General features: G+C 42.4%; 21 protein-coding genes and 5 pseudogenes. 11 read left to right on the forward strand and 15 right to left on the reverse strand.

Annotated features, from left to right (window positions below; translation table 11 throughout):
- Window positions 1-4: 4 nt before the first annotated feature.
- The 5 genes from ABWV76_RS14455 to ABWV76_RS14475 all read left to right on the forward strand — a co-directional run bounded on the left by ABWV76_RS14455 (window position 5) and on the right by ABWV76_RS14475 (window position 2,742).
- Window positions 5-676, forward strand: a complete 672-nt coding sequence (locus tag ABWV76_RS14455) for a hypothetical protein (protein WP_353376359.1) — start codon at window positions 5-7, stop codon at window positions 674-676.
- A gap of 25 nt (window positions 677-701) precedes the next feature.
- Complete coding sequence (locus tag ABWV76_RS14460; protein ID WP_353376360.1) at window positions 702-1,370, forward strand: hypothetical protein; 669 nt, start codon at window positions 702-704, stop codon at window positions 1,368-1,370.
- A gap of 369 nt (window positions 1,371-1,739) precedes the next feature.
- A complete protein-coding gene (locus ABWV76_RS14465) occupies window positions 1,740-2,069 on the forward strand; it encodes a hypothetical protein (RefSeq protein WP_353376361.1) in 330 nt (109 codons plus the stop codon).
- Between the two features lie 55 nt (window positions 2,070-2,124).
- On the forward strand, window positions 2,125-2,499 hold the full coding sequence (locus ABWV76_RS14470; protein WP_353376363.1) for a YchJ family metal-binding protein: 375 nt from the start codon (window positions 2,125-2,127) through the stop codon (window positions 2,497-2,499).
- A gap of 105 nt (window positions 2,500-2,604) precedes the next feature.
- Window positions 2,605-2,742, forward strand: coding sequence for a transposase (locus ABWV76_RS14475; RefSeq protein ID WP_353376364.1), 138 nt, complete (start codon window positions 2,605-2,607; stop codon window positions 2,740-2,742).
- A 132-nt stretch (window positions 2,743-2,874) separates the two neighbouring features.
- Here ABWV76_RS14475 and ABWV76_RS14480 read toward each other — a convergent pair.
- The 4 genes and pseudogenes from ABWV76_RS14480 to ABWV76_RS14495 all read right to left on the reverse strand — a co-directional run bounded on the left by ABWV76_RS14480 (window position 2,875) and on the right by ABWV76_RS14495 (window position 5,491).
- Window positions 2,875-4,026: pseudogene (locus ABWV76_RS14480) on the reverse strand (IS30 family transposase).
- Window positions 4,027-4,073: 47 nt separating this feature from the next.
- Window positions 4,074-4,352 carry a transposase gene (locus ABWV76_RS14485; RefSeq protein ID WP_353376366.1) on the reverse strand — a complete coding sequence of 93 codons (279 nt, stop codon included), beginning with the start codon at window positions 4,350-4,352 and terminating at the stop codon, window positions 4,074-4,076.
- Between the two features lie 121 nt (window positions 4,353-4,473).
- Window positions 4,474-5,130, reverse strand: a complete 657-nt coding sequence (locus ABWV76_RS14490) for an N-acetylmuramidase family protein (RefSeq protein ID WP_353376367.1) — start codon at window positions 5,128-5,130, stop codon at window positions 4,474-4,476.
- Between the two features lie 109 nt (window positions 5,131-5,239).
- Complete coding sequence (locus ABWV76_RS14495; protein ID WP_353376369.1) at window positions 5,240-5,491, reverse strand: winged helix-turn-helix domain-containing protein; 252 nt, start codon at window positions 5,489-5,491, stop codon at window positions 5,240-5,242.
- 234 nt (window positions 5,492-5,725) lie between these two features.
- Between ABWV76_RS14495 and ABWV76_RS14500 the strand changes: the two are divergent.
- Together ABWV76_RS14500 and ABWV76_RS14505 are read left to right on the forward strand one after the other, a co-directional pair.
- A pseudogene (locus tag ABWV76_RS14500) lies at window positions 5,726-6,953 on the forward strand (IS256 family transposase).
- A 115-nt stretch (window positions 6,954-7,068) separates the two neighbouring features.
- Window positions 7,069-7,437, forward strand: a pseudogene (locus ABWV76_RS14505) (transposase); the annotation flags it as partial.
- Window positions 7,438-7,605: 168 nt separating this feature from the next.
- Here ABWV76_RS14505 and ABWV76_RS14510 read toward each other — a convergent pair.
- Together ABWV76_RS14510 and ABWV76_RS14515 are read right to left on the reverse strand one after the other, a co-directional pair.
- Entirely contained in the window at window positions 7,606-8,433 is an 828-nt protein-coding gene (locus ABWV76_RS14510) for a hypothetical protein (RefSeq protein WP_353376370.1), read from the reverse strand.
- 127 nt (window positions 8,434-8,560) lie between these two features.
- Window positions 8,561-9,880 (reverse strand): helix-turn-helix domain-containing protein, encoded by a 1,320-nt coding sequence (locus tag ABWV76_RS14515; RefSeq protein WP_353376372.1) that lies wholly within the window; start codon window positions 9,878-9,880, stop codon window positions 8,561-8,563.
- A gap of 615 nt (window positions 9,881-10,495) precedes the next feature.
- Here ABWV76_RS14515 and ABWV76_RS14520 point away from each other — a divergent pair.
- Window positions 10,496-10,894: a helix-turn-helix domain-containing protein gene (locus tag ABWV76_RS14520; protein ID WP_353376373.1), complete on the forward strand. Its 399-nt coding sequence runs from the start codon at window positions 10,496-10,498 to the stop codon at window positions 10,892-10,894.
- 59 nt (window positions 10,895-10,953) lie between these two features.
- On the opposite strand, the pseudogene ABWV76_RS22055 reads toward ABWV76_RS14520, so the two are convergent.
- From ABWV76_RS22055 to ABWV76_RS14555, 7 genes and pseudogenes are all read right to left on the reverse strand, one after another.
- Window positions 10,954-11,439, reverse strand: a pseudogene (locus tag ABWV76_RS22055) (integrase core domain-containing protein); the annotation flags it as partial.
- A 42-nt stretch (window positions 11,440-11,481) separates the two neighbouring features.
- Window positions 11,482-12,708: pseudogene (locus ABWV76_RS22060) on the reverse strand (IS256 family transposase).
- A 265-nt stretch (window positions 12,709-12,973) separates the two neighbouring features.
- A complete protein-coding gene (locus ABWV76_RS14535; protein ID WP_353376375.1) occupies window positions 12,974-13,498 on the reverse strand; it encodes a hypothetical protein in 525 nt (174 codons plus the stop codon).
- Between the two features lie 74 nt (window positions 13,499-13,572).
- Complete coding sequence (locus tag ABWV76_RS14540; RefSeq protein WP_353376376.1) at window positions 13,573-13,995, reverse strand: hypothetical protein; 423 nt, start codon at window positions 13,993-13,995, stop codon at window positions 13,573-13,575.
- Between the two features lie 591 nt (window positions 13,996-14,586).
- Complete coding sequence (locus ABWV76_RS14545) at window positions 14,587-15,039, reverse strand: hypothetical protein (RefSeq protein WP_353376377.1); 453 nt, start codon at window positions 15,037-15,039, stop codon at window positions 14,587-14,589.
- Complete coding sequence (locus tag ABWV76_RS14550; protein WP_353376378.1) at window positions 15,026-15,700, reverse strand: response regulator; 675 nt, start codon at window positions 15,698-15,700, stop codon at window positions 15,026-15,028. The genes ABWV76_RS14545 and ABWV76_RS14550 overlap by 14 nt, the downstream gene beginning before the upstream one ends.
- Window positions 15,700-16,971 (reverse strand): sensor histidine kinase, encoded by a 1,272-nt coding sequence (locus tag ABWV76_RS14555; RefSeq protein WP_502914811.1) that lies wholly within the window; start codon window positions 16,969-16,971, stop codon window positions 15,700-15,702. The genes ABWV76_RS14550 and ABWV76_RS14555 overlap by 1 nt, the downstream gene beginning before the upstream one ends.
- A 189-nt stretch (window positions 16,972-17,160) precedes the next feature.
- Here ABWV76_RS14555 and ABWV76_RS14560 point away from each other — a divergent pair, with 189 nt between their 5' ends.
- The 3 genes from ABWV76_RS14560 to ABWV76_RS14570 all read left to right on the forward strand — a co-directional run bounded on the left by ABWV76_RS14560 (window position 17,161) and on the right by ABWV76_RS14570 (window position 19,857).
- Window positions 17,161-17,988: a DUF2306 domain-containing protein gene (locus ABWV76_RS14560; RefSeq protein ID WP_353376380.1), complete on the forward strand. Its 828-nt coding sequence runs from the start codon at window positions 17,161-17,163 to the stop codon at window positions 17,986-17,988.
- A 636-nt stretch (window positions 17,989-18,624) separates the two neighbouring features.
- Entirely contained in the window at window positions 18,625-19,071 is a 447-nt protein-coding gene (locus tag ABWV76_RS14565) for an SMI1/KNR4 family protein (protein WP_353376381.1), read from the forward strand.
- 171 nt (window positions 19,072-19,242) lie between these two features.
- The gene (locus tag ABWV76_RS14570) at window positions 19,243-19,857 is read left to right on the forward strand and encodes a leucine-rich repeat domain-containing protein (protein WP_353376382.1); all 615 of its coding nucleotides are present in this window, start codon (window positions 19,243-19,245) and stop codon (window positions 19,855-19,857) included.
- Between the two features lie 206 nt (window positions 19,858-20,063).
- Here the strand turns inward: ABWV76_RS14570 and ABWV76_RS14575 are convergent, their stop codons facing one another.
- Together ABWV76_RS14575 and ABWV76_RS14580 are read right to left on the reverse strand one after the other, a co-directional pair.
- Window positions 20,064-20,459, reverse strand: a complete 396-nt coding sequence (locus tag ABWV76_RS14575; protein ID WP_353376383.1) for a RidA family protein — start codon at window positions 20,457-20,459, stop codon at window positions 20,064-20,066.
- Between the two features lie 748 nt (window positions 20,460-21,207).
- Entirely contained in the window at window positions 21,208-21,813 is a 606-nt protein-coding gene (locus ABWV76_RS14580) for a hypothetical protein (protein WP_353376384.1), read from the reverse strand.
- Between the last annotated feature and the right edge of the window lie 239 nt (window positions 21,814-22,052).

Below are 22,052 nucleotides of genomic sequence, written 5' to 3' on the forward strand. Positions count from 1 at the left end.
TTGTATGTCTAATTCACTAGTTACCAGAAAAATAGCACAAGAATTGTCAAGCCACTCGCAATCTATGTCCATTGTCAATTCAACACTGGAATATATGATTAAGGTAGTAAGAAGTTTGACTTCTGATGTATTGGATTCAACGTCGAATTTGGGAAGTGATGAATTATATTCACTAAATGAAAATATAAAGCGTGGTGAATTTACTGCAATTTTAGATCTGTTTCATAAGTTTGAAGGGGATGAAAGCTCCCCATTACATATGAAAAATTTTCTTAAATTCGTGATGGACCTTGAAAAATTAAGAGAGAATTTTTTAACAAACTTACCAGCTGGAGCGCTTTACCAGGATAAAGATGTCTTAAAAGGTGCAATTATTTTACTCTTGTCTGACACCAACTATGAGCAAGAGGTAGTTAACATACTAAATGACAGCTCAGCCTCTGTTGGTCATGTAATACCTAACCCTCCTTCTTGTATTAAAGCTTTTCTTACGTCTTTCGGTGGTCAATGGGTAGAGCTTGTGAAAGAGTGTATGGCTATAGCATTTATAGAAGGAAGTCAATTTAAAAAATTAGATCAAAAGGAGTTAATGGCTGCACTTCTTGGTGTGTGCCTTCAAATGTTGTTTGGTGTGATTGCAGACGCAACGAATTTTAAAATGTGCATGGAATCTTAGTAACTTAATCTAACGAGTATTTATCATGGAAAATATTTCTATTGTAAACCCCTCCTTTCTTCATTCAGATTCTTTTCTAAAATTCGTTCGAGAGTTAGAAGAGTTAGCGAATTCTATTATTTTAGACCTTACTAAAGATGATAATTCCAACGAAGATCTAGAAGGAGATATAGAACCCTATCTTCTTGGGCTATCCCAAGGTAGATTATCCGATTTTTCCGCACTAGGAAATAAATATCGTTCTCTCAGTTCAGAAAAATTACTCGCCAAAATGCTTAGACTGAATGAATTCTTACATTCTACACTTACGGAGATTCCGGCTAGTTTACTCTTACAAAGCCCAGAATCATTTAGGAGAAATATCGAGGATTCAGTTCGTAGAGCTATTTCTGGTACTGTATCTATTCCAGGTAAAACTAATAAGGATTGTGATACAATACTAGCGGGCCAAATATTGGCTTGGCTCGTTCAAATTGCAGCCACACTTTTTGCTGATTATGCAGTCTATGTACGGGAAGAGGCGAGGATTCAACCAAGTCAGGCCCCTTTTTGGAAAAAAAAGGGGCCTAAAACTTTTAGTCTTGAAAATTGGAGGCAGCTTGCGACATTCGTAGGGCTCGCATCTGAAGTACTTTCTGCTATTTTTCAGTTAATCTCATATGCTTTATCGTTCAGAAAATGTAATTTTAGTTAAACTTAGCATCAACAGCTTAATTGTTTATTGTAGTAATTGCGCACTCTTGACAACTTTTCTAACTGAGTTATTCAAGAGTGCTCATTTGCATCTGGCGATTCTTAGTTGCCCAGATAATGCTCTATCATTTAAGGTCGAAACTACTATGATTAGAAGCTATTTCATAACTTATTAAATGTAATTAATGGGCATGTATTATAGAGCGAAGCTCAGTAAGCGGATCAATAGTGATCTTGTCTAACGACCAAACCACGATAATTTTTAACTATGAAAAAACTTTCTTAACTTACCAGTGTTCTATACATCTTAAAAACAGCCTGCTATTACGCCCCTAAGTTTTCTTACTGTTTCGTTAGATAAGATATATTTGTGGGACTGCAAGATAATCTGCTTGCAGCATATAGGGATTGCAGTTATTACTTGAAACCAAGAGAGATTAATATGACTCCTCCTAAAAATGAAGAATCCTCTAGACTGGGTGACGAAGAAATAAAATTGAATGCTGGGTTTTTAGGGAAATTGTTTGGAGATAAAAATAATGCTCCATCTAATATTGCCGGGTGTATCCTTTTATTACTTATTGGCATGAGCATTTATGGAACTTTATTTGAACTTAAAGGCGTGGATTCATCTGAATTGTGGAAGTTCACTGTTCCGGTAATAAACCTAATTTTAGGTTACTTATTTGGGAAGGGCTAACTTGTTATTGAAATCATTAAAGCTACTAATCATATAGTTAACTGAGGTTTTTGTAATGGAAGAAAAAACATGTCCTTGCTGCAGTGGGAAGTTATTTAAGAGCTGTTGTAAGATATATGTTACCGGAATGGCTTACCCTCTAGATCCAGGGTCACTTACACGAAGTAGGCATGTAGCTGAATTATTGGGTTGCAAAGAGTATATAAAGAATACATGGCACCCAGAGACTTTCCCTGGAGTTGATAAAATTAATATTAATAATGTTCAGTGGTTAGATCTAAAAATTATAAATATATTTGGAGGTGAAAATGAAGCAGTAGTTTACGTTAAAAAAACATATTTAGAAAACAATTGTGAGCATTATGTAGATACTAATCTATTATTCATAAAGCTGGGCGGACGGCTAGTATTTTACTATTCACTGGAGTAAAAAAACTTACTTTATTGTCTGCTTGTGTCATTGAATAATGTTTGTAGTGGTCTAATTCTTCCAGACACTTTGCTAAGATGGTAAAATTACCAATCGAGGTGAAGTATGACAACAAAAGGTACACGTCGGCAATTCAAGCCGAAGTTCAAGAAAGACGCCGTAGCCCTTGTCTCCGAGCAAGGGTATTCGATTTCTAAGGCAGCTGAAGCTGTTGGAACCACTACCAATAATCTACGACGCTAGATAAAAGACCTGAAGCAGGAAGAGAGCGGAGAAAGGCCGGATACCAGCGAGCGTGCTGAATTGGATCGGTTGCGACGCGAAATCAAGTAATAGCGGATGGAGAAAGAAATTTTAAAAAAGGCCAGTGTAGGTTCAACCTGTCAAGGCAACACCCTGTTTAATAACCTGCTTTGGTGTCGCAAATTTCAATGTTTTTCTTGGCATGCTATTAAGCTCGTTAGCAACTTGATTGAATTTCCTCTGAGTATGCTGCGCCAAGCATGTCTTTTTTGGAAAGTACTGACGGATTAAGCTGTTAGTATTCTCATTCGTTCCCCTTTGCCAGGAGCTCTGAGGATCGCAGAAGAAGACAGGAACACCTGTCTTTTCCGTAAATTCAGCGTGCTTCGCGAGCTCCATTCCTCGGTCCCACGTCAGTGATTGGCAAAGCTCTTTTGGCAGTTTTTTAAACTTAGCAACAAGCGCCTGGTTCACAGAAGTCGCATCTTTCCCTTTCAACTTAAGAATGATCGTATACCGCGATTTTCGATCAACAAGCGTGGCAATATGAGTGTTGTTTGAACCTGACACTAAGTCACCCTCCCAATGACCTAAAACACATCGTTCTTGTATCTCCTGAGGACGCTCCCTTATCGATGTACCGTTGACGATGTTGATAGTACCACGCTCGCCTTAACGTGAATGTTGTTTGCTGTGACGAAGACTGTGAGATCGACGCAAATGCTTTACTAGCTTATGATGAAGTGCTGAACGCACATGGAAATACAGTGTTTTATAGATAGTCTCTGCTGATATCTGCATTGATTCATCAGCCTGATATGTCTTCCGTAACCAACCCGATATCTGCTCTGGTGACCAGTTCAACTCTAATTTTTCCAAAACAAGCTTCTTTAGCCTCGGGTTTTGCTCCAGCAAATACGGCTTGGGACGCCTTGCCATCCGTTTTGCACGGTTGTTTGCGTCTACTGGTTTATAGTATCGTCGCCCACGATTTCTCTGAATCTCACGCGAGATTGTGGATGGATTGCGATTCAAGGAGCGATCGATTGCTCGAATACTTTGTTTTGCAGAAAGACCTGCACGTATTTCCTCGCGTTCGGCTAATGTGAGGTGTTGAGGGGATGGCTTTCTGGGTATTGGTTTAATTCCGCCAGTATCTCTCAATACAGAAAAAATGGTTCCTGGCTTAGAATCTATGGCATTGGCAATTTCACTAAAGCCAATGCCCTTTTTCCAAGCGTCGAAAATCCACTCTTTTTCTTCTGCTGTAAATATGCGCTTCATTCAATGATCCCCCGATAGGCCATATTCCTACAGGGGTGTTGCACTGATCAATTGAATCTACACTGGCCCTTTTTTAGAATCTCCTTCTCCATACGCAACTGCCTTACCCCACGTCGCAGTCGGTCTAATTCACCTCGCTCATCAGCATCCAGCCTCACACCACTTTCTTCCTGGTTCAGGTCTTTTATCCAGCGTCGTATATTATTGGTAGTGGTTCCAACAGCTTCAGCTGCCTTAGAAATCGAATACCCATGCTCGGAGACAAGGGCTACGGCGTCTTTCTTGAACTCCGGCTTGAATTGCCGACGTGTACCTTTTGTTGTCATACTTCACCTCGCTTGGTAGTTTTACCATCTTAGCGAAGCGTCCGGAAGAATTAGACCACTACAGGATTCCTAATATTATCCATTATATAATATAAATAAGGTACCTATGCCTATAATCCCCCTATTTGGAAGGAAGAAGGCTATCTAATGTATAGTTACTTGGAGGAGAAGGAATTACCTTTTCTGAAGCCGGTAGTCGGTTATAAGTATGTTCCAATTTTATTTCATAGTGGTTTAAAGCATAAGCTGGCCCATTATAGCGATGTGCGAATTCAGACCATGCCAGATTTCTTAAATACACTTGCAAATGATCCGCTGCTATAAACTTAGCCATTGCATAAAGCTGTGATGCCCCTGAATACTTCATCGCTTCAACAAAATCTAAAATTGTTGAAAACCCACAGATTTTATAGTTTATACCAAGTACCTGTCCCAACCCCCAAGAGCAAGAGGAAAGTGCAGCTTCTTGATTAATTTCCATAGCTTTATCAAGCCATAAATATCTTATATTTTGTGTAGTAGGGTATGGCTTTGTTCCCCACTTTGGATATGCTAGCCCCTGTTTTGATGCTTGTAAGCGCTGTGATTGAATTTTAAGCTCATGATAAAATATATGTGGCTCACATAGCATAATTGGCCGATTGTCAGGGCCAAAGCCCTTACCAGTTGTCTCTACTATGATAACCGAGTGTAAAGCTGCGACTTGACATCCTAAATAGCCAGCAATAATTTCAATGTCACTATCCGTTAAAGGTAACGCTTCACCTCGAAAATTCATGAGATTATCCTTTAGTATCTACCATACATGCTTAAATTTTAGCATTAATTTTCATTAACTGTTAAACTTTGACCAGAATTTAATAATGATTTCATGGAAATAGAATTTACTATTCAATCATTAACATATAACCTTTATTTCTGATTGTTTTTATGCATAATGGACTTGTCGGTTTGTCGCCTACTTTTGACCTTATGTTGGATATACTTATATCTATAGATCTATTAATAGCATCATAATTTGTTCCTTTTATCTTTTTATATGTAATTTCTCGAGAAAGAATCTGACCTGGAAATTTTTCCAAAAATGTTAGTAAGTCATATTTATTTGAGGAAAGCTTCAATTCACTTCTATTTATCATTATTTTCCTGACATTTGATTTATTCCAAGGTCACCAATTTCTATTTGGACGCTTATTTTATCTTCATTCGAAATTTTTTCTTTCCGCTTTACTAGAGAGTTAACTTTTAACAAAAAATATAGGGGACTGTTTTTAGAGTTATAACCAAATCTGGTGTTTGAGGGTTTGAAAGAAAGCAGCGTATCTGGTTGATTTGTTGTCGCCAAACAATCAACCAACCAAGAGTACGCCGCTATGGACAAGAATACCGTTATTGAGTTTACAAATCGACAGGAGACAATTGGCCCACTGACAGAACTGCTACGCCGGGGCGCACGAGAGCTACTTCAGCAGGCAGTGAAAGCAGAGCTGTCGACCTTTATGAAGGCTTTTCAAGATTGCCGCTTGGACGACGGCCGAGCAGCTATAGTTCGCAACGGCTACCTGCCGGAACGCGAGGTTCAGACTGGAATTGGTCTGGTGAAGGTCAAGATACCGAAGGTCCGAAGTAAAGATAGCAAGCCGGTCACCTTCCACTCAGCATTGGTGCCGCCATACGTTCGCAAGGCTCGCTCTCTGGAGGCGGCACTGCCGTGGCTCTATCTGAAAGGTGTTTCAACGGGTGAAATGGAGGATGCTCTATCGATATTGGCTGGCCCGGAAGCAAAGGGCCTATCGGCCAGCACGGTGGCTCGCCTGAAAGGGCAGTGGAAAAATGAATATGATACTTGGCGAAGCCAACGCTTAGAGGGGTATATCTGGGTAGACGGCATATACAGTGGCCTACGCTCGGAAGAAAGCAGGCTCTGTGCGCTGGTTGTCATTGGTGTGAACGAGGGTGGAGAAAAGCACTTTCTGGCCATTGAGGATGGGGAACGTGAATCAACGCTTAGCTGGAAAGGTGTATTGGGAAAGCAGAAAGAGCGCGGAATGTACGCCCCAGAGCTGGCGATTGGTGATGGTGCCATGGGTTTCTGGGCAGGAATGGAGGAGATCTACCCGGAGACACGTCAACAGCGATGTTGGGTACACAAGTCGGCCAACGTGCTTAATAAACTGCCCAAGTCGAGCCAGCCGAAAGCCAAGCAGTTTCTACACGACATCTGGCAGGCTGAGACAAGGGCCAATGCGGAGAGACACCTTCATCAAGACATATGAAGCCAAATTCCCGAAAGTTGCCGAGTGCCTGTTAAAGGACCACGAAGAGCTGATGAGCTTTTACAACTTTCCGGCAAAACACTGGCAGAGTATTCGGATAACGAACCCAATTGAGTCGATGTTCGGAAAAATACGACATAGGACGAAGCGCTCCAAAGGCTGTCTATCGCGAGAAGGCATGCTGCACATGTTGTTCAAGTTGGAAGTATGTGCAGAAAGAAAATGGAGAGAACTCTGTGGCTTTGACTACCTCGCCAAGGTCATCACCGGAGTGAAATTCTACGATAGAGAGGAGGCACCAACAGCTGACCAGAGCGCAGCTTGATCAGGCTTGTTGAACACCAGAATTAACAATAACTAGTTATAGGGCACCCCTGCTGCGTAGTTTATCGCTTAAGAAAGTGTCCGTCGTTAGTGGGTAGGATCAAACCTCTGCCGAAGTACATGATTCACAGGTGTTCACTGAATTACTGGGTGACAACAGTTCGAAAGATGTTTGGGCGGACAGTGCCTATTATAGCGAAGAACTTGAGATTACATTGGAAGCGATGGGCTACCGCAGTCATCTACACAAAAAGGTCTGTAGAAGTAAGCTCCTTAGCGACCGGGATACAAAAACCAATCGTCAGAAATCCAAAATTAGGGCCAGAGTTGAGCATGTATTTGGCTCTATGGAAAATGAGCAGGGCGGAATGTTCGTTCGAACTATTGGGCTAGCGCGGGCCAGCGCCAAGGTTGGCATGATGAATTTAGTTTACAACATGCGCCGCTTTGTCAGTATTTACAGTCGAGTTGCGCCTGCAACATGAAGAAAGGAATAAAATGGCAATGAGTCTTCCTTGGAGTGACGATAAAACACACTGGCTATCAATATTTTTTGAATAAACTTAGTTTTACAACTAAAAATCAACCATAAAATAGCACATTAGTAGTCCGTAAATTTTCCTCCAAATTAATAGAGGCGCCTTAAATACTTTTTAACTATTCCTTTTCTTAACCTTTTTATAATTTTTTTTAAATTTAATACTCCCTATCATATCAAGCAGACTCTTTAATAATGGAAATAGAAAATGACTGGAAAAACCACCTATCATTGCAGATGCAGGGCGCCCAATTTCATTAAGAGTTTTATCACCTAAAGGAGTAGCATGTACCAGTAAGGTACATGCTAGTAGTCCAAAAATTACACTGAAAATATATCTTACCCAGTAAGACGAGTTATAAATGGGGTCAAACAAGCCCTTTTCCAAGTAATGCCCTACTACTAAGAGACAGGCCAACGAGCCGCCTAGTGATGCCGCAGAGAGCAGAAAAATTAATATTTTTAATAATGACAGCCCTGATAACTCTAAGAATATAAATTTAGTACGTGTTTCCATATCAATTTCTGGCGAAATTCCAAAAAAGATAAAAATTGCCATTGATATTAGAACAACTAATAATATATTTCTGAAAATGCTAGCATTAAAAAACATATTTATATGTAATGGATCTTTAGTAGCATCCATCATTAATATGGCTGTTCGTGGGGTTGCAGGACTTATCACCTCAACCAATAAACTATGTATTCTTACTATTTTTTTAAGGGAGCCTACTTCTTTATCCGTTAAAGGAAGGCCTTTATTTTTTTTATTATTATAGTAACTACATTGTTTGATTTCTACGATCAAGTCGAAAGCCGAGCTAGGTATGTCATATCCAGATGACAAACTGAAGTTAACCATCGCAATAGATTCTTTCAATAGCCTATTAAACGTTTCAGTGGTTAAGCTCTCAATCAACTGAATATTTATTTCATTTTTCACAATTTAACAGATAATATTGATCAGTTGATTAAATCATAGCTAAACTTTACTTTGATGTTTATCTTGGTTGATCATTTTTTTGTACCTGTTAGTTACTAATCGTCTGAGATTTTTAGGTCAACTAACTTTAATACGCCATTTTTCTGTTACATCTAGTAATATACTCAGATGGTGGCATCCCATATTGCTTTCTAAAGTTCCTGCTAAAGTGGGCGCAGCTTTTAAAGCCTACACTATGGGATATCCAAGAAACATTTATCTCTCCTTTCTTAAATAGTTCAGCTGCTACTTTAACTCTCAACCAAAAAATAAGTGCTTGCGGTGAAATACCTATGTATTTTTTCACCTTCCTAAACAGCTGTGATCTACTTGAAAAGGATAGTTTTGATAGCTCATCCACTGAAAAATTTTTATTATCAATATTTTTCATAATTACTGTGTAGATACGCTCAAATGATGATTCTTTTATTCTGGCTCTCTCGATTCGACTAGATATATTTGTATTTGTCGCACTCGGCGCGGATTCCCATACAAACCTTTCATACTGGCTTTTCTTGATTTTTGATAGCTTTTTATTAAATTCAATAGTTGGCAATGAGATTTGGAGATATATTCCGTCGTCTAGAAATTCATTTAGATATACTGTCGCGTTATGTAACTCCAAGACATTCTTTGCTATGAGTAGACCTAAGTGATCTCTACTTTCAACTTCTTTTTTCTCCCCCACAAGGTATTTAAAAATAAACTTTATAGCTTCATTATAATTACCACTTAATCCTACCCCTTCATTCTCTAGCTCACTTTTACTATTTTCTGAATTCAATTTTTCACTATTAACACCCCTTAATTTCATACCCCCCTCTTCTACAGGGGAGTATATAAATAAATTCAATAAATCTTTGTCATTACACACCTTTATGCCAATCGATCCATCTTCCGTTATATTGGCTATCAAATGATTTAGAATTACTATGAACGCCTTTTGCATTAAATTTTTATGTAATGGCCATAATAATTGATAAACTTCATTTTCATTTACCTTTAAACGAATCTTTCTCTCTCTTGCAGTCGATTTAACGCTTGAAAAAACTTCATTTATTAGTTCATCAACTCTTTGTAGGCTTAAATCATTATCTAGTGTTTCTTTTTTATAAATATCCTCATAGACCATTATTTCACTAATAATTGGGTATAGGTTTTTCGCACTCTCTATTATACTGTCTACATCAACAAATTTACGGTCACACTTTGTTTCAGGTTTTCCATTTCTACCATATATTTTTACTTCATTAAATAATAGTGATAATGGGGAGTTTCGGTCTTCAAGTTCTTCTGTAATTGCTTTGATATATAAAGCTTGCAACTCTTCAATTTGATTTGAAGCTTGTGATTCTTTTTTCAAGCCAACGGCATACTTACCTTTAATCTTTTTTTCTGAAGAGTTCATTGTCCTTCACTTTGCAATTGTTTGTAGGAGCAACATCTAAACTAATATTAGACCGTGAGTACCAACTACATTTAACCACAAGTGCCACTTAATTGTCCCCTTGTTTCAATTATTATTATTATCAAATATGTGATTTAATCATTAGAAATTTCGTCTATTTTTTGGCAAACATTTTTTTTAGCTTTGAGTCACATTTTATTTATAAATTTTAATGGCACTCAGCATGACTGGTCTAGACCATTTATAGAGAAATGGCTAATTGCATTAGTCGTAAACAACTATATCTGGAACTTAAAAATTAAAAGCATATTGTTACTAATGCAACAATATCAGTATCGGGCTTCATAAAGATACAATGACCACTAAGTTACCTCTGAATGCTCTGAAAAACCAGCCTTTAGCCTTGTATCACGCTTCCCACAACTAAAAATGTCTATTTATTACTCGAAATCCTACTTGATCTTACCCACCAACGACGGACACTCTCTTAAGCGATAAACTACGCAGCAGAGGTGCCCTATGACACGATCAAGTAAATCTTTTCAATTTTCTGACAGTGACACGTCTATTCTAAACAAGTGGTGCCGGTCAACAACTCTTCCACATGGACAAATTATGCGAGCGAAGATTATTCTTCAGATCATTGAAGGAATAACTCCTACAAATGTAGCTACCGCGCAGCAAACTTCACCGAAGACTGTTTATCGCTGGCGAAACCGTTTTGAACAGGAAGGTATTGAAGGGCTGCGAGAGCGTGCTCGTACTGGACGGCCAACTGTTATCGAAAAGGACGTTGTAGATCGTGTATTGTTTGTAACAACAAAGCGTATACCCGAAGAAGCGACACACTGGAGTATTGAGCTAATGGCTAAATACGCAGCAGTGACACCATGGCAAGTTCGGCAGATATGGAAAGCAGCTGATCTACGGCCCCATTGGCTAAAAACATTCAAGATCAGCAGTGATCCTGAATTTACTGAAAAGGTTATCGACATTGTAGGTCTATATATGTAGTAGTTCAGACTTGATCTGACAGTTACCGATTTTTCAGAAGGTGTTCTGTCAGGTCAAATTCAGTTTACAAATTTTTTCTTCCAGATGCTCCTTCCATCTTCAAGTGTTGCCATCGGTGTGCGGCCACAACACTTCTTATCTTGATGGGTGCGATCATTATTATAATAGATGAGCCATTCGTCCAGATCCTTTTGTAGCTCTTCTATTGATCCATAGATCTTGCGACGTAATGATGGTTGGTAGAATTCCTGTAAAATAGTTTTATGGAATCGCTCACAGATACCATTGGTTTGTGGATCCCTCGCTTTTGTCTTGGTGTGTTCTATTTCGTTCACACTTAGATATAACTGATAATCATGTTGCTCCAGCTTGCCACAATATTCTGTACCACGGTCAGTCAGGATACGTAACACCGCTAGATCATGCATGGCATAAAACGGTAATACACGGTCATTCAGAAGGTCTGCTGCAGTGATTGGTGTTTTGGTGGTATAAAGCTTGCAGTGAGCCACTTTTGCATAGGTATCGACATAGGTTTGCTGGTAAGAGAGTGTAAATAATTCTGTGTAACCGCCCATGCCAGTTGGTTATTGGTAATCGGTGAGTCGCTCACCAAACTCGATCATAAACCTGTTTAAGGCTGGCTTCCAATTGCGGATTGGCATTGTCCATTTTTTCGAGGCGCCTTGCATAGCCAAGTACACCACCTTCATGGCTGATTCATCAGAAGGGAACACTTTACGTTGTTTCGTCGCTTTGCGAATCACGCTGTTGAGGGACTCTATTGCATTAGTCGTGTAGATCACTTTGCGGATCTCAGGTGGATACTCGAACAACGTGATTAGGTTAGCCCAGTGTGTAGCCCAGGATTTGCTGATCTGTGGGTAGATGTCATCCCAGCTTTCCGAAAAACGCTCTCGTGCTGCTTGTGCAGCCGGCTCTGTAGCAGCGGTATAAATTTCCTTTAGGCCGGCTGTAACCGCCTTATAGTCCTTCCAAGAAACATATTTCAGTGAGTTGCGTATCATATGCACGATACACAACTGAACCTTTGCATCTGGGTATTCTGCAGCAATCGCTTCGGGGAAGCCTTTCAGACCGTCTACGCACACGATTAGAATATCTTCCAGGCCGCGATTCTTCAGTTCCGTGAGTACAGACAGCCAGAACTTGGCGCCCTCTGTTTCAGCAAGCCATAGGCCTAGTAGCTCTTTTTGCCCCTCCATATTAACGCCCAGAGCAACATACATCGCCTTGTTGATTACCCGCTTATTTTGGCGGATCTTCAGGACGATACAGTCTAAGTAGACAATGGGGTAGACCTGATCCAAAGAGCGATTCTGCCACTCTGTCACAGCACCAAGAACCTGCTCTGTAACCTTGGATACCAAGGTTGCTGAGACGTCGGCACCGTACATTTCTTTGAAGGTATCGACGATATCGCGGGTGCTCATGCCCTTTGCGTACAAGGAAAGTATCTGATCGTCCATCTGCGTAAGGCGGGTCTGGCCTTTGCGTATAAAGTGAGGCTCAAATGAACCGGCTCGATCACGGGGAACACTAATTTCGACCTCTCCATGCTGACCTTTTAGGCGTTTGGAGCTCGTGCCATTGCGGCTGTTACCAGAGCCACGTCCGGCGGCATCATTCTTGGGCTAGCCAAGGTGTTCATTCAGCTCTGCTCCCAGGGCAGCTTCTACCGTCATCTTTACCAGCTTTTGCGTAAGGCTGTTAAGATCGGCCTCAGATTTAACCTCCTTGGCTAATTCGGTCACCTGTGCTTTGAGTTGCTGTTCGAGGTTCTTATTATCCATTGCTCTGCTCATGTTATCCTCATACAGAGTACGGAGACAGGAGCAGTTACACAATTAAATTTACAGTCTCAATTGTGCCTATAGCTATATTTCTTCTAGATAGTTAGTTCAATTGGTTTCCCTAAACAAGGGAGGCTATAACTACCTTGGCATAACAGTTACCTTGAACTCTATCCATCCTTCTATACAATTACTCAGTGCTTCAATAGGGTGATTTGGCTATCCAATCCCAAGGAACGCTGTTTATGTACCTTGTAATATCTATTCATGGCAAAGCTCCCCTAAGCGCCAACCAATCTGTAAAAAATTCGTTTTCTATATCTATGTCTTTAAGCAGGGAGATGGGGCCTAGTAGGTTTTTAAAACTCCTTAATCTCGCGATATCTTCGCATGATTGCAACTCTCGCCAGTTCTCGGATATATCTGCTGGGTCAGTGCTACAAAGTTTTGACTTAACAGCTAAAAATATATAGTCAAGGTCTAGTAGTCCGCCTCCTACGCCATGAATTTTTATAAGACGCACTCTTAGATTTAACTCCTGCACTAAAAATGAATTCATATCTGAGGAATTCTCACCTTGTAAGTGAGAAAGTATTTCGACGGCAGCTTCAGCATAACTAAGGTCTGTCGTTTCTGAGTCCCCTATTCGCGCATAAAGCATTTCATATAGATAGAGCCATTCATTGGTGCTCATATTGTGAGCGCAAACCCCTTCTAGTATGGATCGAACTAAGCTTAATGATTCATCTGGACTAACATTCTTTATTTGCTCTCCTAGTTCTCTGTTCATAGCTGGATTACTTATAATGCTAAGTAAAAAAATGAAGTACGCAGCACTTTGTCCCACATGCGCGCTTTGTTAGCTCATTCGCAAGCACCGGCTATATCTCCGATTTTTAGTGCCGCATTAATCCAAGGGGTGGCGTAACTACTATTTGCTCCACCCTCAAGGGTGATTGAGCCACTTATTCTATCGGAGTAATACTCCAATCGGTAGCTGGGGCCATCCATCACGATGATCTCTAACTCAGCAGGCTGTTTAATACCAGCAAAAATCTCTGATGTTTTAAATATTGCACGTTGTAGATCTCTGATGCCGGTTTCTATTTGAGGGCAATCTGAAATTTTGACAATGTGCTTATCGTGACCATCTTCAGGGACATGAGCTATATAGACCATACCATCATTAATATGGTAACCGTACTCAGAGCCCGGCGCATACCAAGGGCCTGTTAAAAAGGTGATGCCATCGAAGTAATCGAGGTTATCCCCGTATGCAGACTGCAATATATCCTCTTTCTTCTCTTGTGACGCGCAAGAAGACAAGAACGTTATCAGTAGTAATGTAAATACTCGAATATTCATAGAAAGCTAATAGTTAATTCAAAAGCAGCATCTATATATCACGCTTCTCTGTGACTCCAAAGCGTGTCAGCCCGGCGATACTAAAAGATGTAGAGGATCAAGAGTTTACCTTTAATTGATATACATATTCAAAGAAAGGTTTCGATAGCACCCTGAACGAGGATACGCTGGTCTTAACGTTAAGAATCAGACATCCAGATTTTGTTTCTGAAAAGTTTCTGTGGGAAGCTCTCGAACGAGCTTCAGTGAAAAATAGCAGCGAGCGCATCGGGAAAGTTTGGTTCGAGTCACTTTGTAATGGCCCTAACATACAGTTGCTTCATATTGGAAGTTTTGATGGTAAGAAAAATGATTTAGACGGGAGGAATTATTTTGCGAAGAAAACGACCTAGTCAGTGCCTCAAAGTTACACAGAGAAATCGATTTGTCTGACTTCAGAAAGAAACTAGCAAGTTAATAACAACCTTGATGTTTAAGATGCCGGGTAGCTAGTGCAATCCCCAAGCACATGCATTACTGCATATCCACTTCAACCTGCGCTTCTGTTACCGCAGGCCAGACCAGTCCCGCCCTTGTTGCTACGAGCAGCAATACAAAAGACACCTCCAGTGCGAGGAAAACACCAATAGGGTGATTGGGTACGCCGCGTATCATCAGGTAGAGTAAATAGCTCATAGTAAGTAGATTACCCGCAAGCGTAACGTTGAGGGCGTAGCCACGTTCTTGCCAGAGTGGTTTGCCGAGCAGGAGGTTCAACACCGCTGTGCCGGCGAGCATCACGCCGGGCAACATCAAAAGCAAACGACGGGATAAACCCATTCCGTCGCTGGTTACCAGTGGCCAAACGGCAGTAAAGTGACCTTGAGCTCCGAGGGTGAGGAACAGCCCCAAAATTACTGCGCCGATGGCTGCAAGCCGATACAGTGCATTGCGTTGCAAAGCGCGTATTGATCTAGAAACCAACATCGCGCTCCCCTACTGTGGCCAGGCCACATTCGTATGCGAACACCACCGCCTGCGCACGATCGCGTAGCCCCAGCTTGGAGAGCAGGCTTGAAACGTGGGTTTTAACGGTGGCGGGGCCAATAAACAGGGCCTCCGCAATCTCGGCATTGCTTTTACCGGCGGCGATGGCCTCCAGTACTTCGCACTCCCGAGTAGTGAGGCGCTCCAGGCGTTCTGACAGGTTGCGCCCTGCCCCCAATTTCTGTGCGAACTGGCTGATCAGGCGTTGGGTGATGCCCGGTGCAAGCATGGCACCGCCCTCAGCTACGATGCGTACTGCCTGCACCAGCGCCTCTGGGGGAATATCCTTGAGCACAAAGCCACTAGCCCCTGCCCTCAGCGCACGAAACACGTATTCATCGGGATCGAACGTGGTCAAAATAATGACACGGCAAGCTGTATCACTAGCTTCCAGGATGCGTGCCGTGGCTTCCAGCCCGTCCATCTCCGGCATGCGGATATCCATCAGGATAATATCCGGCTGATGCGCTCGTGCAGCTTCAACTGCCTCAATGCCGGTACCGGCCTCGGCGACCACCTCGATATCGGGCTCGTTGTTCAGGATCAGGGCAAAACCGCGCCGCACCAAAGCCTGGTCATCCACCACCATCACTTGCAACATTATGTTTTCACCATTCCTGTAGGCAGTTGTGCATATACCTCAAAACCACCACCATCGACCGCGCCCGCATACAGATGGCCGCCGAGCAATTCCGCGCGCTCGCGCATGCCTGCAATGCCGTGCCCACCGCCAGGCTGCTCGTCAATAGTTGTTTCCACCATGGGCCTGTCGCCAGTGGTGTTGCCATCATCGCCTACATGAATCACTAGAGTGTCATGGTCTAAGCGCAGGCTCACTTGAACCCGCGCTGCAGCTCCAACGTGCTTGATGACATTAGTGAGGGATTCCTGAACGATACGATAAGCGGTGAGCGCGACGCTTGTCGGTACATTCTCCAGCGTGCCGTGGGTTTCGTAGTCGACCTCGGTTAACACCTGCCGGACCTTTTCAATCAGAACTGGTAAATCATTGAGACCCGGTTGCGGCGTGAGGGCAGTGTCGCCGCTGGTCGGGCGCAGTACGCCCAGTAAATGGCGCATTTCTGTCATGGCCTGACGGCCAGCAGCCTCCACAGAAGCCATGGCTTCACTGGCGGCTTGCGGGTTATTGCGGCTGATGGCCCTGGCGGCACCGGCCTGCACAGTCATAAGGCTCACCTGGTGCGCCACCACATCATGCATCTCGCGGGCGATTCGGGTGCGCTCGGCCGCTACCGCGCGCTCGGATTCGGCATTGCGTTCGCGCTCCAAATACTTGGCTCTCTCTTCCAGCAAGCGCAGATATTCACCGCGAAAGCGCAGCCGGCGACCGATATACCACAGCGCCCATACCAGCATCACCGTTACGGTGCCTGCCGCGGTTGGTTTAACCGGAAGACTCTGATCAATCGCCACAAAAACCAGCGTCGCGATGACTCCGATAAAACTGGCCCGGGTGTTGGCCTCGTAGCGGCCAAGGCTATACAGCGAAACCGCCATGGCGACAATGCCATCCGCCGGTAAACCCAGTTCCAGCAATATTGTTGCGCCGAGAATAACGGCCTGTACCTGCCAGGGGTGTGTGCGACGCCACAACAGAGCGAAGGAGCCGACGAACGCACACTGGAAAGCAATAACATCCCCCAGATTTTGCATGGCCAGCACTTCGCGCGCCTCTTCGCGCGACCACATCAGTAGCGTCAGCAAAAACATGAGCAGGGCGATGAGCAGATCAGTCAGGTGCGGCCAGCGTTCGAATGGCCCGCGGAAGGGCTGCCACACCGGAAGCTTGGGTAATTCCGAGCTGGTGTTGAGCGGGTTCGACGCAGGCATATTTAGGGACGACGATTTCATTTCCGCATGCTAAACCAGGCGCAACCAGCTGTCATGGGACTTTCGGAGGATGCGGAAGCAGGCGCATCTCCGTCTTTTGGGGGAGGTCCGATTCCTGCCTGTGGCCGATGTGCGTGTGCCCGAAAAAGCCGAACATGCTCGGCAGGCACATTCAGACCTTATACGGACCATAATCGCCTGGAGAAACCCATGAACAACGCTGTACTCAGCCAAACATTACCGCGACCATTCGATACCCGGCGAGCAGTTAACCTGTCGGTAAAAACCTGGTTCTGCATCGCGGCCATCGGCCATGCGATCTTCTTTGCCTATATCCTGGCCGTCTTCTACCCACCCATTGCCGAATCGGGAGTGCATGGTTTAAAAGGGCTACACCTACCGGCAGGCTTTCGCGAGGGAGATACATTGGGTAATCTCGCTTCGGTGAGCCACGTGCTATTGGCCGCAATTGTGATCGGCGGTGGGCCCCTGCAGCTGATCCCTTCGGTACGACGGCATGCCCCCAACTTCCATCGCTGGCTGGGGCGCAGCTATCTGCTGACTGCCGTCATCGCCAGTATTGCGGGGCTCTACATGACCTGGACGCGGCACACTATTGGTAATCTGATATCACAGATCAGCATCACCATGGACGGCATACTAATTTTGGCGTTTGCCTTTCTGGCGGTGCGTACCGCGATGGCCAGGCGCATTGCGGAGCACCGCCGCTGGGCCTTGCGCCTATTTATGGCTGCCAGTGCAGTATGGTTTTTTCGTGTGGCCTTGATGGGCTGGGCAATGCTCACCGGCGGCTGGGGGGTCGACTGGAAATCCTTTACCGGGCCTTTCCTTTATGCGCTGGGCTTCGGCCAATACCTGCTCCCGCTGGCCATGCTGGAATGGTATTTTCACTGTCAAAAACGTGGAACCGCACAAGGTACCCAGATTGCCTTTGTCAGTACTCTGATGCCTCTGACTGTGTTTATGGCCATTGGTATTTTTGCCGCTACGATGGGAATGTGGTTGCCACGGATCTAAGCTTACATAGCCAAATTATCGTGAATGAAGCTCTTCCGTTAGTTTGGCTGTAGAAGTCCAGGGTTTGTAGATCCGAATGCAGTAGTAGTTGTAGACGCCCCCCAAATTAAAATATAAACCTACAAGACTATTGACTTAGGAGGAGAGTTAAACAAGATACTAACGGCCGCGATACTTACCATAGAGTAATCTGTTTTCTCATTCTCTTTTGAAATTTCAGTGTCTGCTTTAAAAGTAGGCCTTTATTTATTGGAGAGACAATCTCCAAAATTAAAAGCTTATACAAAACGGAAAAGATCCCGCAATTCAAAAGCATGCGTGCGGCTTAAGCAGTTTGTAGCTTCAACAAGCTGATTTCGCATCGATTTTCACGTAGAATAAGTTAAACTACAGTACTTGTAATTTAAGTATCTTGGTAGTTTTGTGCGAAATGTAAATGCTTAATATTTATGTTCAGTCCCTTATAGATAAAGTCCGCGAAATACAGCCAAAGATGCCTAGCATTCTGAATGAAAAAGCAGACTTTTCAGAGATTCAAAGGGCTGAGAAAGTCATTGGTATGATCCTACAAGATGAGCTGAAAAGCCTTTATTTGACCCATAACGGACAGAGACATGGGCCTGGATTCTTCTTTACATGTCCATTTTATCTATTGACGAAATGCTGGATGAATGGAGCAAGTGGAGTCGGGGTGAGGAAAAATTTATAGATAACTGGGATGTCAATTCAATATCTGTACCCCAGGGCTATATTAAAGAGGTAATTTTCAACAGAAAATGGTTCCCCTTTTCCATGGATTATGGTGGAAATAATTTTACATTAGATATGGATCCAGGCCCAAAAGGTAAACCGGGACAAGTAATAGTATTTGGTCGTGACTATGATACAAAATATGTCTTAGCTGATAGTCTGTCAGAGTTTTTTAACTATTATATTGATTGCCTTAAATGCGGGAACTACACGGTAGAGAATGATGAATATATTGACATAGATATGCCGAAGCTTTCAGTTATGGAAAGTGACCAGAATAGTAAGAATCAGAACATTTTTAAGAATTGGGAAAGCCAATTAAGTAGTGAATGACTTTTAGCCTTACAAAAAAATATCTCGAAAGACTTTAGCGTTGATAGTTTAGAATCACTACACAGTCTAAACTTATTAAAAACTAATGCAACCGGCTTAATCCCCGCTGAGAAACTTACAGGGCTAAGAAAGCTGATTGCTAGTGGAACGAAGATAAAGACATTAAGTGGAGTGGAATACTGCCCTAATCTAAAAAAAGCATATTTTGCAAAGTGCTCACTGAAAGATATTTTTGCTTTAAACGCATGTACAAAGTTACAAGTTCTAAACTTCTCAAACTCTCAAATCCCTTCTACCGAATCAATCACTGAATTAAAAAGCCTTAAAAATTTGTCACTAGAGGGAATTGGGCTAGATAAATTGGAAGGCATTGATAATTTAGCAAACTTAACCGAGCTATACATAACTCGAAATGAAATATATGACTTTTCACACCTAGGTGATTTGAAAAAACTGACCAGCTTGAATATATCCTATAATAAAGTTGATAACGCACCGGACCTTAACAAACTGAAAAAATTGAAGTCATTGGACATTTCAAACACAACAATTTGGAACATTGAATTTCTTGGTGACATAAAGTCTCTGGAAACGATACGCATATACTCTATTAAAGCGGATGAATATTCAATCTTAAACAAACTTCCAAATCTAAAAGAAGTTTACTGCTCTTTCGATCAGTTTAGAAAAATTATTCAACTCCTGGAGTTCAAAGTCGGATTTGCCATGCTCGGGGAGTTGACTGAAGAGCAGAGAAATTACTACTCAGCTTACATGCTTCAATAAGTGTTCATACAGTACATTTAATTGATTACTGCTAGCGGGTGCCTTAGGAGTCAGGAGAGTAAATTGCCATCGAAACTATAGAATTCAACTAATGCTCCTAACGCCCCACGTCAGCAGCGTGACCAAAGACATCATCGTCCGTACACCTTTGTTATGTGGCATGTGAATATCCTATAAAAACTGATATCAATTCTTTGTCTATTTGATTAATCACCGACGTAGGCAACCGCGTCAATTTCAACCAACATGCATTCTTCTGCCAACGGTGTCTGCACTGTTGTTCTCGCTGGTGGATTATCTGGAAATATCTCACTAAAGATATTGTTCATTTCTTGAAAATATTTCATGTCTTTGAGATAGACGTTACATTTCAAGACATCAGTCCAGTCCGCGCCACCTTCTTTGAGTACAGCTTCAACGTTACTTAGGGTTTGCCGGGTTTGGGCTTCGATATCGCCAACGCCGACAATATTGCCGTCACTTCCCCAAGCAACCTGACCTGCAGTATACAATATACTACCACCTCTTGTGCCGGGAGAATAAGGGTATGTCGGACGCGGTTGAAATTTTAATTGTTCAGGTTTCAGAATTTTTCGGGGCATCGTGAAGCCTCCATTCGCTTTTAATAATACCGGACAATGTCAGTTGCAATGAGCACGCGCCACATAACAGTTAATTCAACATCAGAATCTATACATCACGCATCTAAACCTTCCAAAAGCTTATCAGCCCAATTATCTAAAAAGATACTGAGGAATAGTGAGTTATTGGCTCTTCCCAATAGGATCACAATACAACCCAGGGAAGCCATCAAATAACCTAGAGAGCAGGACTGCAGAAATCAGCAAGCCCAATAGATACTCTAATTATAGAATGGAAAAAATCAACGGTGTGTAATGACTCCTAAAAATAAGGGAGTATAGCGCCCTCCATTTATTATTCTGCATCCACCGTCCCGCGAATCCACATTCCGTATCCAGATATTACTTCCAGGCTTCCCGACCAAGAAATTTCCACCTACAGAAAGAGTACCGGTGAAATAATTTTTATATTCGCCACTATGTAGGCGCTTTCTGGCCAGCAATTGCACGTATAAGTGAATTTATCATTTATATAATAGCTCAGCAGCGATACCCCTACAGAAATTCTCCTACATAAAAATAGTAGTAGTAATTTTTTTAGAACTCAGGAAAAGACACTAGTATTGCTCGAAGACGGGAAGTATTAACTATCAAATGAATTTCTCCTCAATTATTCTGCCTGGATTGCATATTCAGATTAACATATCGGACTTATCAATTGGTAAGCTTGAATAGCACATCGTAAATATTTCCTATGCAACCAGTTCAATCAGAAGCGGTTATTTGTTTTTCTCAATTTTCTATTTGGTGTATCAATGGTTATAGCTGGGGTTAATTGGTGATCTCGAGCTTTAACCCGAATATATGTTTGTCTTGGATTTGGAAAGGTAATTGCAGAACCGTAGGTTCTGCTTATAAAATCCAGGTTTGGAAAGTACCAATCCTCCGTCCAGCCATCGACAATCATTGCCAACCTTCCTAGTCTCCACATCGTCATATTTGGAGTCAGAGGACTGTCAGATACTACACAATAAGCATGATCGTAACCAACAGCTCCTACCATGGTTACGTGATGATTTCCATCAGTCAGATAAGGATCAGATTTTAGCGAACTGTAGCAGATAGCCGCTTTTTCATTACAATTACCAAAACCGGTTCTGGCTGAATCCTCTAATGCCTGCGCGATGTCATTAGCATTATGGGGTTGGTGATTCGAGCGGCATAGTGCAATCACATCAGATGCATACTTCTTTCCAGTTGGATCAAACATAAAAGCAAATGGATTGTTGGCACTTTGCACCGCTTTGTACTTGAAAAAACGTAACGCTTTAACCGCCGCTTTGCGTCGAGCTAGGATAATCGCTTGATCCGTCATCTTGTTGCTCCTGTAATTTTAAATTAAAAGTTTTTTGGTTGATATCGGCGCCGCGCATTCTCGTAGAGTATCCAGAGTTTATGATTATGACATTCAATCAAAGTCAGTATCTATGTTAATGTATTTCAACAGCTGTTGGAGTAACCGACTCACAATCGGTAAGCATCCAGTTAAAGTCTAGAAAGGCCGACAAATTTACCCTACGAATCAATAGGTTAAATAATATCATCTAATTTTAT

The sequence above is a fragment of the Microbulbifer sp. NBRC 101763 genome (assembly GCF_040371615.1).
Lineage (GTDB): Bacteria > Pseudomonadota > Gammaproteobacteria > Pseudomonadales > Cellvibrionaceae > Microbulbifer > Microbulbifer variabilis.

What these genes read in the sequence shown, in the direction of transcription:
- ABWV76_RS14515 (WP_353376372.1), bottom strand. Translation starts at nt 9,880, where the DNA reads ATGAACTCTTCAGAAAAAAAGATTAAAGGTAAGTATGCCGTTGGCTTG.
- ABWV76_RS14580 (WP_353376384.1), bottom strand. Translation starts at nt 21,813, where the DNA reads ATGACGGATCAAGCGATTATCCTAGCTCGACGCAAAGCGGCGGTTAAA.
- ABWV76_RS14550 (WP_353376378.1), bottom strand. Translation starts at nt 15,700, where the DNA reads ATGTTGCAAGTGATGGTGGTGGATGACCAGGCTTTGGTGCGGCGCGGT.
- ABWV76_RS14575 (WP_353376383.1), bottom strand. Translation starts at nt 20,459, where the DNA reads ATGCCCCGAAAAATTCTGAAACCTGAACAATTAAAATTTCAACCGCGT.
- ABWV76_RS14460 (WP_353376360.1), top strand. Translation starts at nt 702, where the DNA reads ATGGAAAATATTTCTATTGTAAACCCCTCCTTTCTTCATTCAGATTCT.
- ABWV76_RS14495 (WP_353376369.1), bottom strand. Translation starts at nt 5,491, where the DNA reads ATGATAAATAGAAGTGAATTGAAGCTTTCCTCAAATAAATATGACTTA.
- ABWV76_RS14490 (WP_353376367.1), bottom strand. Translation starts at nt 5,130, where the DNA reads ATGAATTTTCGAGGTGAAGCGTTACCTTTAACGGATAGTGACATTGAA.
- ABWV76_RS14520 (WP_353376373.1), top strand. Translation starts at nt 10,496, where the DNA reads ATGCGAGCGAAGATTATTCTTCAGATCATTGAAGGAATAACTCCTACA.
- ABWV76_RS14545 (WP_353376377.1), bottom strand. Translation starts at nt 15,039, where the DNA reads ATGTTGGTTTCTAGATCAATACGCGCTTTGCAACGCAATGCACTGTAT.
- ABWV76_RS14455 (WP_353376359.1), top strand. Translation starts at nt 5, where the DNA reads ATGTCTAATTCACTAGTTACCAGAAAAATAGCACAAGAATTGTCAAGC.
- ABWV76_RS14485 (WP_353376366.1), bottom strand. Translation starts at nt 4,352, where the DNA reads ATGACAACAAAAGGTACACGTCGGCAATTCAAGCCGGAGTTCAAGAAA.
- ABWV76_RS14560 (WP_353376380.1), top strand. Translation starts at nt 17,161, where the DNA reads ATGAACAACGCTGTACTCAGCCAAACATTACCGCGACCATTCGATACC.
- ABWV76_RS14475 (WP_353376364.1), top strand. Translation starts at nt 2,605, where the DNA reads ATGACAACAAAAGGTACACGTCGGCAATTCAAGCCGAAGTTCAAGAAA.
- ABWV76_RS14470 (WP_353376363.1), top strand. Translation starts at nt 2,125, where the DNA reads ATGGAAGAAAAAACATGTCCTTGCTGCAGTGGGAAGTTATTTAAGAGC.
- ABWV76_RS14565 (WP_353376381.1), top strand. Translation starts at nt 18,625, where the DNA reads ATGTCCATTTTATCTATTGACGAAATGCTGGATGAATGGAGCAAGTGG.
- ABWV76_RS14535 (WP_353376375.1), bottom strand. Translation starts at nt 13,498, where the DNA reads ATGAACAGAGAACTAGGAGAGCAAATAAAGAATGTTAGTCCAGATGAA.
- ABWV76_RS14555 (WP_502914811.1), bottom strand. Translation starts at nt 16,971, where the DNA reads ATGAAATCGTCGTCCCTAAATATGCCTGCGTCGAACCCGCTCAACACC.